This window comes from Saezia sanguinis (genome assembly GCF_003991585.1).
In the GTDB taxonomy this organism is placed as follows: Bacteria; Pseudomonadota; Gammaproteobacteria; order Burkholderiales; family Burkholderiaceae_C; genus Saezia; species Saezia sanguinis.
In genome coordinates, this window is the sequence record NZ_PQSP01000003.1 from 260836 (window position 1) to 275526 (window position 14691).

Here is a 14691-nt window from a genome sequence, read left to right on the forward strand (position 1 = left end):
TCATCACGCGTTTGGGTTGGTTACAGCCTGTCAATCTTGGGGTCTAATGCATCCCTGAGTCCATCGCCCAACAGGTTAAAAGCCAGTACCGTGAAGAAAATGGCCAGGGCCGGAAATATCGCCACATGTGGCGCATTGATCATATCTGCACGTGCTTCATTGAGCATTGCCCCCCATTCGGGCGTTGGCGGCTGGGCCCCCATCCCCAGAAACGACAGGCTTGCCGCCGTGATGATGGACGTGCCAATACGCATACTGGAATACACCACAATGGTCGAGATCGTCCCGGGCAAAATGTGCCGCACCAGAATCGTCCAGTCACTTGCCCCAATGCTGCGCGTGGCCTCAATGAACGTCTGGTTTTTCAGCGCCAGTGTATTGCCGCGCACCAGGCGCGCAAACGCAGGAATACTGAAAATGGATACCGCAACAATCACATTGAGCATGCCGGAACCCAGCATCGCCACAACCCCAAGTGCCAGCAGAATCCCCGGAAATGCAAACAGCACATCCGAAATGCGCATCACAATCCTGTCCCACCAGCCTTCATAGTACCCCGCCAACAGCCCCAGAAACACCCCAATGACAGCGCCCAACATCACGGAAAAGAAGCCGGCGAACAAAGAAATACGCGCGCCCATGATGATCCGGCTGAAAATGTCGCGCCCCAGCGGGTCGACACCAAACCAGTGCACCATGGAGGGCCCTTCGTTGAAGCGGTCATAGTCAAAGAAATTCTCTGCGTCAAACGGCGTGATCCACGGCGCCAAAACCGCCAGCACCACCAAAATCACGATAAATACCAGTGCGATCAACGCCACATGCTGTTTGCGGAACTTGCGCCAGAACTCGCTCCATGGCGTACGCACCGCAGTCGAAGCAGAAGATACTGTTGTTGTCATTGAATCTGCCATGCCTAATCACCTCATTTATAGCGAATGGTGGGATTGATCAGCCCGTACAGCATATCCACCGTCAAATTGATCAGAATAAATTCCAGCGAGAACAGCAAGACCAATGCCTGAATACAGGGATAGTCAAGGCTGCTCACCGATTCCACCAGAAAGCGCCCCAGCCCGGGCCAGTTGAATACCGCCTCAACCACGATGGACCCGCCGAGCAGAAAGCCAAACTGCAACCCCATCATAGTCACCACCGGGATCAGCGCATTGCGCAAACAGTGCTTGAGCAGCACCACACGCTCAGCCACCCCTTTGGCGCGTGCCGTGCGCACAAAGTCCTCCTGCACCACCTCCACAAATGAAGCGCGCGTAAACCGGGCCATCACTGCGGCCACCGATGCCCCCAGCGTGATCGAAGGCAAAATGTAGTGCTTCCATGAGTCAGCCCCCACCGTCGGCAGCCAGCCCAGTTGCACAGAAAAAATCTGCATCAGCAGCATCCCCAGCGCAAACGCCGGAAAAGACAGCCCCGACACCGCCAGCGTCATCCCCACGCGGTCCGGCCATTTGTTACGGTACACAGCAGAAATAATGCCGATCACCATGCCGAAAATCACCGCCCACACCATACTGGCCAGCGTCAGTAAAAATGTGGGCATGAACCGCTCTGCAATTTCTGTGAAAACCGGCCGGTTGCTTTTAAAAGACGTCCCCAGGTCACCTTGAAACAACTTGACAAAGTACGTCACAAACTGCTGCGGCAGCGGTTTATCCAGCCCCATTTCACGCTCAATCAAGGCCACCGTTTCCGCATCAGCATCGGGCCCGGCTTTCAGGCGGGCCGGGCTGCCTGGCAGATTGTGAACAAACAAGAAGATGGCGACTGCCACAATCAGCAGGGTTGGAATCAACCCCAGCAACCGCTTCAAAAAATAATTCAGCATAAATACCAACCACATCCATGCAGATCAGCCATGTAACTCACCGCATTGTTCTCTGTTAAACCATAAACCCCTGTGCCCGGGAAAAAATCCACACGCACTTATGAATCAGCTCAAAATCACTTCTTCTGCACTTCCGCTCCCCTGCCTGCTACTCACTCACTGCCAGCTCGTTAATGTCAATGTTGCTGTCCGGCAGCACATAAATCCCCGTCACCCGCTTGTTATGGGCATAGACTATTTCGTCTGTAACCAGCGGAGCCCATGGCAAATCAACGGCAAGCAGTTCCTGTGCTTTCTGATAAATCGTCCGTTTATCTTCATCACCCGTTGCTTTCAAAGCCTGCTCCAGATAAGCGTCAAACTGCGCACTGCTGTAATAAGCCGTATTGTTCAGTCCCGGCGGCCAGGCCTGCGTAGACAGCAGCGGACGCAATGCCCAATCAGCCTCGCCTGTTGAGGTAGACCAGCCAATGTAATAAAGCCTGACACCTGCGGTTTGAGGGTCAGGCGCACCTTCCACCCAACCCGCGCGCTGGCCTGATTCCAGCCCCAGTATGCTGACCTTGATACCGACCTGTCCCAACTGCTGTTGCAAAAACTGCAATACCTTTTGCGTGGTCGTATTGTTGATACCGCCCCACAATACCGATTCAAACCCGTTGGGATAACCCGCCTCAGCCAGCAACGCCCGCGCTTTGGCCGGATCGTACGGCCACGGCGCCATCTTGTGCGCATAGGCTACCCCCTGCGGCACAAATCCCTGTGCCGGGAAAGCGTAACCGTTGAATGCCACCTTGGCCAGCGCCTCGCGGTTAATGGCATAGTTAATCGCCTGGCGAACCCGTATATCATCAAACGGCTTATGCAGCATGTTGAACGAAAGATAGCGCATCATGATGGACGGCGTTGTAATCACCTGCAGGCTACGGTTGCTTTTAAGCCCATCCACTTGTTCGTAAGGCACCGGAAAAGCAAAATCCGCTTCGCCGGTTTGCAGCATCGCAGCACGGGTGTTATTTTCCATCACCGGCATCCAGATCACCTCATCGACCTTGGGATAACCTGTCCGCCAATAGCCTTCAAACCGGGTGCCTTTGATAAAGTCGGTCTGCCGCCACTCAGCAAAAGTATACGGCCCGGTCCCCACCGGGTGAAACGCAATATCTTTACCATACTGCTGCAATGCTTTGGGAGAAATGATGGCTGCCGATGGATGCGCGATGGTGTTGATGAAAGGCCCAAACGGCTCCTTCAGTACAAAACGCACCGTCAAAGGGTCCACCACTTCCACGCGTTCAATGCGGTTAAACTGGTTATAGCGTACCAGCGCATTGGCCGGGTCTTTGGCCCGGTCAAAATTCACTTTGACAGCGTTCGCATCAAAAACGGTACCATCATGAAACTTCACCCCTGAACGCAATTCAAACGTATAAACCAGCCCATCATCCGACACGGTATAGCGCAGTGCCAATACAGGCTTGATCTCAAAGTTCCTGTCAAACTGGTACAGCCCCTCATAAAACGATTTGGTCACTGCCATGGTCATGGTGGTATTGGTGTTATATGGGTCCAGCGTTTCGGGCTGCCCGCCAACGGCCAGCACAACACGCGTTTGCGCCCTGGCCTGCATGGCGCATGCCATCACCACCACCATCAAAAAAACCGCTAACAGGCGGAAAAATCCAAATCGATGCGTCATATTATTCATGTCTCCTGTTTCTTATCCAACCCTTACTGCAAATCACCAGGGCGTATTCACACACCCTCATTATCATTAATTATCATTAAATCTCTGCCCTTTCAGGCTGCCGGGCACCTGCACCATTGAACTGTGCAGGTACATGCCGGGCAGAGCCGGCAAAGGTGCCGGCTCTATCCCATCACGGCCTTACTTCGTTACAGCAATTTCAGTGAAATTGATATTGCTGTCAGGCATCACATACACACCGCTTAAGCGTTTGTTACGTGCGTACACGGTTTCTTCGGTCACCAGGGGTGCCCACGGCAGGTCGACATACAGCAGTTCCTGCGCCTTACGGTACAGGTCACGCTTCTCGTCGTCGCTGGTGGACTTCAATGCGGCGGCAATATAACTGTCAAAGTTGCTGTTGCTGTAATACGCTGCATTGTTGAGCTTGGGCGGCCATGCTTCTGTGGTCAGCAGCGGGCGCAACGCCCAGTCTGCCTCACCGGTAGAAGCAGACCAGCCTGCATAATACATGCGTACACGTGATGTTTTAGGATCCTGCCAGCCTTCCACCCACTCGGTTCTCTGGCCTGGCTCCAGCGCCAGTACGCTGACCTTGATACCAACCTGCCCCAGTTGCTGCTGCAGGAACTGCAACACCTTCACCGTGGTGGAGTTGTTATAGCCGCCCCACAGCACGGTTTCAAACCCGTTGGGGTACCCGGCCTCGGCCAGCAATGCACGCGCTTTAGCCGGATCATACGGCCATGGTTCCATCTTGTGCGCATAGCCTACGCCCTGCGGTACAAACCCCTGCGCCGGGAAGGCAAAGCCGTTGAAGGCCACCTTGCCCAAGGCTTCGCGGTTGATCGCATAATTCACCGCCTCACGCACACGCACATCGTCAAACGGCTTTTGCTGCGTATTCATGGCCAGATAGCGCGTCACAATGGAAGGCGAGGTCAGGATATCCAGATTGGCGTTACTTTTAAGCGAGTTGATCTGCTCATACGGAATCGGGAATGCAAAGTCCGCTTCACCGGTTTGAAGCATCGCCGCACGGGTACTGTTTTCCAGCACCGGCTTCCAGGTGATGTTATCCACCTTCGGATAGCCCTGGCGCCAATAGCCGTCAAAGCGGGTGCCCTTCACATGGTCGGTCTGACGCCATTCCACAAACTTGAACGGCCCGGTACCCACTGGATGGAAGGCAATGTCCTTACCATATTCCTGCAGCGCTTTGGGCGAAATCATCCCTGCTGAAGAGTGTGCCAGTGAGTTGATAAAGGGGGCAAACGGTTCCTTGAGCACAAAGCGCACGGTCAGCGGATCCACCACTTCCACCCGTTCCACGCGGTTAAACTGGTTATAACGCGCCAGCGCATTGGCCGGGTTCAGTACACGGTCGATATTGACTTTAACGGCTTCCGCGTTGAATTCAGTGCCGTCATGGAATTTCACCCCGGCACGCAGTTTAAAGGTATACACCAGGCCATCATCTGAAACCGTGTAGCTTTCTGCCAGCACAGGCTTCACATTCAAGTCTTTGTCAAACTGGAACAGCCCTTCGTAAAAAGACTTGGTTACAGCCTGTGTCAACGTGGTGTTGGTATTGTACGGGTCCAGCGTTTCCGGTTGCTGTCCAATGGCCAGCACAACACTGGTCTGCGCCAGCGCATGACCGGCACCTGTCAGGGCGGCCAGCCCGATAATACCTGCAAGCAGGCGCGTTGCTACAAATCGATTTCTCATCAGAAGACTCCTTTGTAAAAGAATAAACCCCTATTCACCATAAGGCGTGCTCTTTGCCACAGAGCGCGGCCCTCATCAATACTCATCAGTAATCGGATGCTGAACCACAAAGTGCCCCGGCCCGACCTCTACCATCGGCTTAATCACAGGCTCATAACCCAACGGAAAAACCGGACTCGGAATTTCCCCCTGCAGCAACTCGTGCTTTTGGTGGCGCCGGGACGGATCCACCACCGGCACGGCTGACATCAGGCGTTTTGTGTAGGCATGCTGCGGATGCTCAAAAATAGCACGGCGCGGGCCAATTTCAACAATCTGTCCCAGATACATCACCGCCACACGGTGGCTGATACGCTCCACCACGGCCATGTCATGCGAGATAAACAGAAAAGCAATGCCCAGATCCTTCTGCAAATCCATCATCAGATTCACAATCTGCGCCTGTATTGACACATCCAGGGCCGACACTGCCTCATCGGCCACCACCACTTTCGGATTCAATGCCAGCGCACGCGCAATCGCAATACGCTGGCGCTGACCACCGGAAAACTCATGTGGATAGCGCTGCGCATATTCCGGCGGCAGCCCGACCCGCTCCAGCAGTTGGCGCACCTGCTCCTGCGCCTGTGCGCCCGAAGCGATACCGTGCACCAGCAAAGGCTCCATAATGGAAAATCCGACCGTCACACGCGGGTCCAGTGAAGCAAACGGATCCTGAAAAATAAACTGAATATTCCTGCGCAGATGCTGCAACTGCCTGGTTGGCAAATCCAGAATGTTCTGCCCGTCAAACTCAATGCGCCCGCCCTGGCTGTCCACCAGCCGCAGCAATGAACGGCCCGTGGTTGATTTGCCGCAGCCCGACTCCCCGACCAAAGCCAGCGTCTCTCCGGGGTAAAGGTCAAAGTTGACATGCTCTACCGCATGCACCTCGCGCTGTAACCGGTTCAAAATACCGCCCCGGATCTCAAAACGCGTAACCAGATTTTGCACGCGCAAAATCGGTGCCTGATCATAGCGTGCCGTATTCACGACTTCCGCTGTACCTGCACTGCCCGGCAAAGGCTGGCTCTGCGCATCCAGCAACTCAAACTTGGCCGGATAATCGGTACCATTCATGGCGCCCAGCTTGGGCACGGCCGACAGCAACGCACGTGTGTAAGGATGCTGTGGCGCTGAAAAAACCTGTTCGGAATCCCCTTCTTCCACACCATCACCACGGTACATCACCAGTACACGGTCGGCAATCTCTGCCACCACCCCCATGTCATGGGTAATGAACACAATACCCATGTGCATTTCCCGTTGCAGCTCGCGCATCAACTCCAGAATTTGCGCCTGAATCGTCACATCCAGCGCCGTGGTCGGTTCATCGGCAATCAGCAACGCCGGGCGGCACGATAAGGCCATGGCAATCATGACCCGCTGGCGCATACCTCCGGATAATTGATGCGGGTAACGCTTGAGCACGTTTTTCGCTTCCGGAATACGCACCAGTTCCAGCATGCGCAGCGCCTCGGCCAGCGCCTCAGTATGCGACTTTCCCTGATGAATCATGATGGCTTCGGCAATCTGGTCGCCGGCAGTAAACACCGGGTTAAGCGAAGTCATCGGCTCCTGAAAAATCATCGCGATATCCGCGCCCCGAATGCGACGCATGGTCGATTCGGACGCCGTTTTCAGGTCCAGAATATCTCCATTGCGACGCCGGAACAGCATTTCCCCGCCAATGATATGCCCGCCGCCATATTCCACCAAACGCATTACCGACAAAGATGCCACCGATTTACCTGAGCCCGATTCGCCCACAATCGCCAGAGTCTCCCCCCGCTGCACATGAAAATCCAGCCCCTTGACCGCATCCACGGTCCGTTCTGAAGTCGCAAAACGCACCGTCAGCCCTTTGACAGATACGACACACTGGTCAGGCAACAACACCCCGGCTGGCGTTTGCACTTCTTGAGACAACCCTGCAGACATCCTAATCCTTCAATCCTATAGTTTTCACTCAGCGTAAATGGCCGTCACCGGTTCTGTAGCACCACGTGCATAGCCCCGGTACATGCCTTCGCTATTCATCGGCATGCAAACATTGCCCGCCGCATCCACAGCAATCAGCCCGCCACGCCCGTTCATAGGCGGCAGCGTTTTCATGATCACCTGCTGCGTTGCCTGCTCCAGCGTCTGCTTGGCGTATAACATTCTGGCACACACGTCATATGCCGCCGCTACCCGGATGAACATTTCGCCATGTCCGGTACATGAAACTGCTGCGGCCCGGTCATCCGCATAAGTACCAGCGCCAATCAGGGGAGAATCGCCAATGCGGCCCGCATGCTTGTTAGTCATACCACCGGTAGAGGTTGCCGCCGCCAGGTGGCCGTACTGATCCAGCGCCACCGCACCAACAGTTCCCATTTTGCGGTTTTCATCAATCGGCGGTTGCGGACCTTTTTGACTGACAGCCACATCATGATCCAGCGCGACACGCTCTTGCTGCAGGGCTTTTTCCAACTGCTCACGGCGCATCGGCGTAGAGAAGAAATCCGGCTCCACCCACGCCAGCCCACCATACTCACGCAAAAACTTTTCCGCCCCAGCCCCGGCCAGCAACACATGGCGGCCATCTTCCATGACCGCACGCGCCGCCAGCACCGGATGCTGGATATGACAAATACCCGCCACCGCACCGGCACGCAAATCGGCCCCGTTCATCACTGCGGCATCCAGCTCATGCGTACCGTCATGCGTAAACACCGCGCCATGTCCGGCATTGAACAGTGGATTATCCTCCAGCAGCGACACTGCCAGACACACCGCATCCATGGCGCTCTGCCCTTCCTGCAATGCCTGCTGTGCCTGCTGTAATATATAACGCAACCCGTCGTGATAAGGCTTGGCCTGCTGTTCATCCAGACCGCTTAACGCGCCGGCCCCGCCATGAATGGCAATCACTGGAATTCCCATAATTTCCTTAACCTTTCTTCTTTCGGTATGTGCGGCTGTTTTTCTGAGCTGCCACCGGCTGATTGTCAATAACCCCCAATCGGTTACGAGCAAACCACGGTATGGCGTGCTCAACAATCCGGTTGGCAACTTCAATGGCATCAGGCGTACGCAGCGATACTGCACTGACCAGCGCTTCAATCAACGCCAGCACGCCTGTTTCGCAATTGGAACGGTAGCGCGACTGCGTCTGCGCATACAGCAGCACATCCGCAAACGGCACCAGTGGGGAGCGGGGACTGTCTGTCAGTGCCATCACCTTGACTTTTCTCTTCTTGGCAATTTCAACCAAGCGTACCGTGTCATCCAGATAACGCGGAAAAGCAATTGCAATCAGCATATCCTCTTTGCCGCTGCGCGCCAGGCAACGCACCGCATGCATCACACCGCCATTGGATACCAGCAGTTGCGTATGGTCACAACACGAATCCAGCCCATGGTGCAGCATACCACCCAGCCAGGCACTGGTCCCCAGCCCCAGGATATAAACACGGCGTGCCTGCAAGATACCCTGCACCGCCCGCTCGCAGGACTTCACATTCAAACGCTTTCGGGTGGCCTCGATGTTGCGCACACTTTCTTCCATCACCGAAGCAAATACCTCAGGCACCGTTGTGGGCGTTGCCAGATTGCCGCGCAAATGGTTCACCGGCGTGAGCAAGGGCTCAAACCCGCGTACCAGCTCGCTGCGAAAAGCAGCATAGCCATCAAACCCCAAAGACCGTGCAAAACGGTTCGCCGTGGCCACCGACACGCCGGCAGCATCTGCCAGTTCGTCAATCGGCATGGTCACCACATTCAGCGGGTTTTTCAGCACATAGTCAGCCAGATACCGGTGCGACTTTGTCAGACTCGGTATTGCCTGTACGATCTTTTCCTCAATATCAGCCATTGCCTGTGCACCCGCTTGCAACCATCAAAACGCCCACGGTTATACATATTTGCAATTTGTAAAAAATATTACAAAATAGATAAAAATGTAAATTTTTGATCATACTAAAACAAAAATCACGAACCGTCATGATTCTTTTGAATGAAACCGACAAGCTGGATGGATATTTCTTTTTCTTTTGTCCCATGACAAAGAACCAGGCAATGAATATGTCACTTAAATCAGACAAAATATTGTCATTGCACGCCATACACAACAAAAAATATTCACGTTACGCCACTTTGTCGTTCAATTTGATGTGCATCAAATTTGTATATTTCGCATGATCCCACTCAAATAAAAGGCCGCATCGCCGCGGCCTTTTATCAAGACACCCGATTCAGCAACCGGCTTCAGGGCAACGCCGGGTAATCAATATAACCTTTTTCACCACCCCCATAAAAAGTGGTTTGATCCGGTGCATTCAAAGGTGCATCGTCACGCAGGCGGCGCACCAGATCCGGGTTGGCAATATACGCCCGCCCAAATGACACCATATCGGCATAACCGCTTTCCACGGCTTTTTGCGCGCTGGCACGGTCGTAACCGTTATTCACCATCCACAGCCCCTTGCCACCGGCCTTTGTATAAGCCGCTTTCAGTTGCGCATAATCGAACGACTTGCCACCCATCTGGTAATCACGCGGGCCGCCGGTCGCACCTTCAATCACATGAACGAAAGCTAACGGGAACCTGGCCAGCTGAGCCACAAAATAATCAAACACCTCCTGCGGATTCGGGTCTTCCAGGCCATTGGCCGGGGCCGCAGGTGAAATCCGGATTCCTACCGGATGCCCGGCTGCAGCCTCTATGGTTGCCGCCACCACCTCCAATGGGAAACGGGCACGGTTTTCAACGCTGCCGCCATAAGCATCGGTACGGTGGTTGGCACCTGAGCGCAAAAACTGATCCAGCAGGTAACCATTGGCGGCATGAATTTCCACGCCATCAAACCCAGCTTCAACCGCGGCCTTCATGGCATGGCGGTAATCATCACATACACGTGGCAGTTCTTCGGCCAGCAAAGCTCGCGGCATGGACGTTTCCAGAAAACCGCCGGTGCCATCTGCATTGATCACATAAACGCGTGATTTCGCCTGAATCGCCGAAGGCGCCACCGGTGCCTGGCCGTCTTTTTGCAATGCCGTATGCGAAACACGCCCCACATGCCACAATTGCGTGACAATGTGCCCCCCAGCCTGGTGCACCGCCGCAGTCACCTGCTTCCAGCCCTGCACCTGCTGGGTCGTATACAACCCAGGCACATCCGAATACCCCTGCCCTTCCTGTGTAATGGAAGTACCTTCGGAAATCAGCAGCCCTGCCGTTGCACGCTGCTGATAATAAGTAGCCATCATGGCGGTCGGCACACCATCAGGTGCACGATTACGCGTCAGCGGAGCCATTGCAACACGGTTTGCCAGCGCCACCGTACCCATATTTACTTTATCAAACAAAGTCTTTGCCATATCGTTCCTTATCATTGTTATACATTGCCAGCAATGGTACCTGCATTACAGGCTGAAAATCAACCAAAGCCATGAACACCTTTTTTCAAAAGGGATACCTGCTCTCCTTATCAATCGGCCTGGCCCCCTTTCTGTGCATTGCGTTGAAGCATTCTGCCTGGAATCACCAGCAACACACACCCCACCGCACCCAGCCCGATCAAAAACATGCTCAATAAATGCAGCATTGAATCTCCCTGGTTGGCTGCCGCGATATGCTGCCCCATCTGGGAAGCGCCCGCCCGGTCAGCACGGGCACTCATCATGGCAACCATGCCCGGCTCGCCGCATTTGTCCAGCAACGTCTGAAGTGCCTGCATATCCGCGCCATGACCATATTCCTGACGGACAAACGCCTCACAGGCCTCTCGATCCTCGGCAGATACTGCCGGCCTGAACTGCAAATACAGCCCGACCAGCAAACACACCAGGCCCACCATACCCCAAACCCACTTCCACTTCTTTTGTGCACCCACAGCGATCATTCTTTCTTCATTTGTTAACCAAATCAAGCATAAGCAGCCATTATGCACCGGCCACCACAGGCAGACATTTTCCACCGCAACGCATTACCCCAGAGCAGCCGGACAAGACAGGCAACCCTATCAAAAAAGCACATACATCCGCTTCACCACTACAGCAGACAACAGGCACAGTCTATAATCACACACTTGGTATCCAAAAGAAAGGCTTTACCAGCCCGCTGCACTGCTGTTACTTCATCAGAAAACAGCCTCAGGCTCCGGTTTTAAAAATAACAAACACAGGTCATACACATTATGTATCCACAAAACTCGCTGATTCACTGGTTCAACCGCGTCAGCCTGGTCACCCAGATCCTTATCGGCATGATCCTGGGCGCCTTTCTGGCTTACTTTGCACCATCGGCAGCCCAATCGGTCAGCCTGCTGGGAGACATATTTGTCAAAGCACTGCGTTCAGTCGCTCCTATCCTTGTCCTGCTTTTGGTCACCTCCTCCATTGCCAACCATGAGCAGGGCCGCAAAAGCAATATGGGGCCGCTTATCGGACTTTATATCATTGGCACCTTCAGTGCTGCGCTCATTGCAGTCATTGCCAGCTTCCTTTTCCCCACTCGGCTGGGCAGACTTGAAGGCACAGAAACCGTCAGCGCACCCGGCGGCATTGGAGAAGTACTGGTCACCCTGCTCAACAACATGTTTGACAACCCAGTCAGTGCACTGGTCAATGCCAACTATATAGGCCTGATCGTCTGGGGCGTCGGGCTGGGTATTGCCTTGCGCCATGCAGCGCCCGCCACCAAAGGACTCATCAGGGACCTTGCCCTGGCAATTACCTTTATCGTCAAAATCGTTATCCGTTTTGCACCTATTGGTATCTTCGGCCTGGTGGCCGCCACCCTGTCCGGTAAAGAAGGGTTTCACGAAATTGGCAACTACGCCCGCTTACTGACTGTGCTGGTTGGGTGCATGGCCATTGTGGCACTGGTTGTCAATCCGCTGATCGTCTTTCTCGTGGCCCGCCGCAACCCGTTTCCTCTGGTATTCACCGCACTGCGCGAAAGCGGCATTCCGGCATTTTTTACCCGAAGTTCGGCTGCCAACATTCCGGTCAATATGGAACTGTGCAAAAAACTGGGATTCAATGAAGAAACCTACTCGGTTGCTGTGCCGCTGGGCGCTACCATCAACATGGCTGGTGCGGCTGTAACCATCACTGTACTGACCCTGGCCGCTGCCTTTACCCTGAATGTGCAGGTGGACATGATGACGGCACTGCTGCTCAGTGTTGTTGCAGCCATATGCGCCTGTGGTGCATCCGGCATTGCCGGCGGCTCACTGCTGCTGATTCCGGTGGCATGCAGCCTGTTTGGCATTTCAAACGAAACCGCTGCCCTGGTCATTGCCATTGGCTTTAGCATCAGCATCATTCAGGACTCTGTCGAAACCGCACTGAACTCCTCCACCGACGTGGTATTTATCGGTGCTGTGGATATGGCCGAAAAAGCCAAGGCAGCCAAAGCATAAAAGCTCATCCCGAACTCTCATAAATATAACAGGACAATTTATTCGAATATATCAAAATGCTGCTTCCTTTTTTTAAAGAATTATCAACATCACATTCCATCCTTCTTGCAGGTGCAGGAGGCGGGTTTGATATTGTTAGCGGCATTCCAATTTACTTCTATTTGCGCACACTTGGGAAAAATGTCGTTTTGGCAAACCTCTCTTTTACAGAACTCTCTGAAACAGAGAGTGCAGAGCCATGCCCGGGCATGTACCATATCACAGCCGACTCAAAAACGATCCCCTATTTTCCGGAAAAGCACATGCTCCAATGGCTTCAAGCACGTGGAGAATATCCAGATATGTTTGGTAACAAAACAGGCGTAGCAACCATCATCGAAGACGCATGCTCTATAAGTATCATGGGCACTTTAATCAGCAAGAGCTAATTGCTTATTTTTACGGGTAATCAATTGCTTGAACTTGTTCATTACAGGAGATGAGTCTTTAGTTTTCAAATGCATCATGCAAGGACGCATAACAAGCCCCAGATGATTAAGCTTAGCAACTGTGTAATTAGACTTTATCCTCTCAGGCAGTTCTCCGGCTGGCAAAATAGCAACAAGATCTTTATTTTTTAGAATTAAATCAAACAGCACATATTTATCCAAACTTTCCACGGCAGTGCGAAATGGAAGATTATTGCGCTTAAACAGGTCATAAAGCCTGTGGTAAAAACCATCACCAGAGGCACTCAAAAGTACCGCCAATGGCATTTTAGATAGCTCTTGCAAAGTAATTACTTTGTTACTGCATTCATATTTATTGGATATAAGCGCAACAAATTCAATTTCAGGCAAAGGTACTATTTCATATTTTGAGTCTAACTGAGAAGGTTCTTGGAGAAATGCAATATCTATGTATTCTTTATCCAGAGAGTTCCTTAGGTAGCCAGCATCTCCCATCACAGCACTGATACAAATATCGGGAAACTCTTGGTGGAGCAATGGGAGGTTGTCTGTGGCAAAGGATTGGCATGCAGGAGAGTAGCCTACACGAAAATACGATTGTGAGGCACCCTCTAATTTAGCAATCTCGGATTTCATTGAATCATACAGTTCAATAATTTCACGCGACTTTTGATAAACAAACGCTCCAGATGCAGTGACGGAGACATGATGAGAGCCCCTGTTCAATAACTTTGAACCAAGTTTTTCCTCTAAATTTTTAATTCCCAGGCTCAGCGGTGGTTGGGTAATATTAAGGGCATTGGCCGCTTTGATGAAACTGCCTTTTTCCACGACCATACAAAAATATCTAAGCTGCTTGAGACTCATTTAGAACACCCTTCAAAAAATGAACTCCTACTGCACATAAAAAACACTCAAACTGTCTGTATGTATACATGTATTTAATATAGGTATAAAACTACAATATTAAATACAAAAACTTTACATTTTTTGCCGTCAGGTTTTATATTTTGAAAGTGCATTTTTGTGCATGATCTGATGTGCCATGGCTATAGATAAAAACCTGTAACCCAGTAAACATCCAACGGGTACATTTGTATTGCCCTTCTGTATTCTTCTGCTTAGGGCACCAGAAAAAGTTTTTATAGTCAGAACCTATCGTAACATCACCCAACACCCCATACAACCATGTGCGTTATATAATACTCTGTAAGGTGTATTAAATTCGCACATAGACAGGCAAAATCCCCGTATAAAAGCTGCATATCTGCCTCAGCGCTTCTCCCTCACCTCTGCTTTTACAAAAAAAGGAGCAGGGAAAGATGAAATGAAACTTATGGGTCCATTTCATCCTCCCCTTTTAAGCCCCCAAGGGCCCCTCTCGCCCAATCAGAAGCTGTAGCGGAACTGCACTTTCAGCGCATGTTCCCGGCTCTGGTTGCCAAACTGTCCTTCGTAGCCGGCACTCAGCCTCATATCGGGCCTGATCTGATAGGTGCCGCC

The 14691-nt window shown here is 52.5% G+C and carries 12 protein-coding genes; 2 read left to right on the forward strand and 10 right to left on the reverse strand.

All coding sequences use genetic code 11. The annotated features are described in order from the left end of the window. Window positions 1-20 precede the first annotated feature (20 nt). The 9 genes from gsiD to CUZ56_RS08290 all read right to left on the reverse strand — a co-directional run bounded on the left by gsiD (window position 21) and on the right by CUZ56_RS08290 (window position 11215). On the reverse strand, window positions 21-902 hold the full coding sequence (gsiD, locus tag CUZ56_RS08250; protein WP_239442298.1) for a glutathione ABC transporter permease GsiD: 882 nt from the start codon (window positions 900-902) through the stop codon (window positions 21-23). 23 nt (window positions 903-925) lie between these two features. Then, window positions 926-1846 (reverse strand): glutathione ABC transporter permease GsiC, encoded by a 921-nt coding sequence (gsiC, locus tag CUZ56_RS08255; protein WP_126979901.1) that lies wholly within the window; start codon window positions 1844-1846, stop codon window positions 926-928. 148 nt (window positions 1847-1994) lie between these two features. Further along, the gene (gene gsiB / locus CUZ56_RS08260; RefSeq protein ID WP_126979902.1) at window positions 1995-3545 is read right to left on the reverse strand and encodes a glutathione ABC transporter substrate-binding protein GsiB; all 1551 of its coding nucleotides are present in this window, start codon (window positions 3543-3545) and stop codon (window positions 1995-1997) included. 189 nt (window positions 3546-3734) lie between these two features. Then, a complete protein-coding gene (gene gsiB / locus CUZ56_RS08265; protein ID WP_126979903.1) occupies window positions 3735-5285 on the reverse strand; it encodes a glutathione ABC transporter substrate-binding protein GsiB in 1551 nt (516 codons plus the stop codon). A 75-nt stretch (window positions 5286-5360) separates the two neighbouring features. Next, window positions 5361-7265, reverse strand: coding sequence for a dipeptide ABC transporter ATP-binding protein (locus CUZ56_RS08270; protein ID WP_126979904.1), 1905 nt, complete (start codon window positions 7263-7265; stop codon window positions 5361-5363). 24 nt (window positions 7266-7289) lie between these two features. Next, on the reverse strand, window positions 7290-8252 hold the full coding sequence (locus CUZ56_RS08275) for an isoaspartyl peptidase/L-asparaginase family protein (protein ID WP_126979905.1): 963 nt from the start codon (window positions 8250-8252) through the stop codon (window positions 7290-7292). 7 nt (window positions 8253-8259) lie between these two features. Then, window positions 8260-9183, reverse strand: coding sequence for a MurR/RpiR family transcriptional regulator (locus tag CUZ56_RS08280; RefSeq protein WP_126979906.1), 924 nt, complete (start codon window positions 9181-9183; stop codon window positions 8260-8262). Between the two features lie 392 nt (window positions 9184-9575). Further along, window positions 9576-10691: an alkene reductase gene (locus CUZ56_RS08285; RefSeq protein ID WP_126979907.1), complete on the reverse strand. Its 1116-nt coding sequence runs from the start codon at window positions 10689-10691 to the stop codon at window positions 9576-9578. Window positions 10692-10801: 110 nt separating this feature from the next. Then, window positions 10802-11215 (reverse strand): hypothetical protein, encoded by a 414-nt coding sequence (locus CUZ56_RS08290; RefSeq protein WP_126979908.1) that lies wholly within the window; start codon window positions 11213-11215, stop codon window positions 10802-10804. A 294-nt stretch (window positions 11216-11509) separates the two neighbouring features. On the opposite strand from CUZ56_RS08290, the gene sstT reads away from it, so the two are divergent. Together sstT and CUZ56_RS08300 are read left to right on the forward strand one after the other, a co-directional pair. Next, window positions 11510-12739: a serine/threonine transporter SstT gene (gene sstT, locus CUZ56_RS08295; RefSeq protein WP_126979909.1), complete on the forward strand. Its 1230-nt coding sequence runs from the start codon at window positions 11510-11512 to the stop codon at window positions 12737-12739. Between the two features lie 56 nt (window positions 12740-12795). Continuing rightward, on the forward strand, window positions 12796-13167 hold the full coding sequence (locus CUZ56_RS08300; RefSeq protein ID WP_126979910.1) for a hypothetical protein: 372 nt from the start codon (window positions 12796-12798) through the stop codon (window positions 13165-13167). Here CUZ56_RS08300 and CUZ56_RS08305 read toward each other — a convergent pair. Next, window positions 13150-14055 carry a LysR family transcriptional regulator gene (locus tag CUZ56_RS08305; RefSeq protein WP_126979911.1) on the reverse strand — a complete coding sequence of 302 codons (906 nt, stop codon included), beginning with the start codon at window positions 14053-14055 and terminating at the stop codon, window positions 13150-13152. The two genes, CUZ56_RS08300 and CUZ56_RS08305, sit on opposite strands and share 18 nt — an antisense overlap. Window positions 14056-14691: the final 636 nt, after the last annotated feature.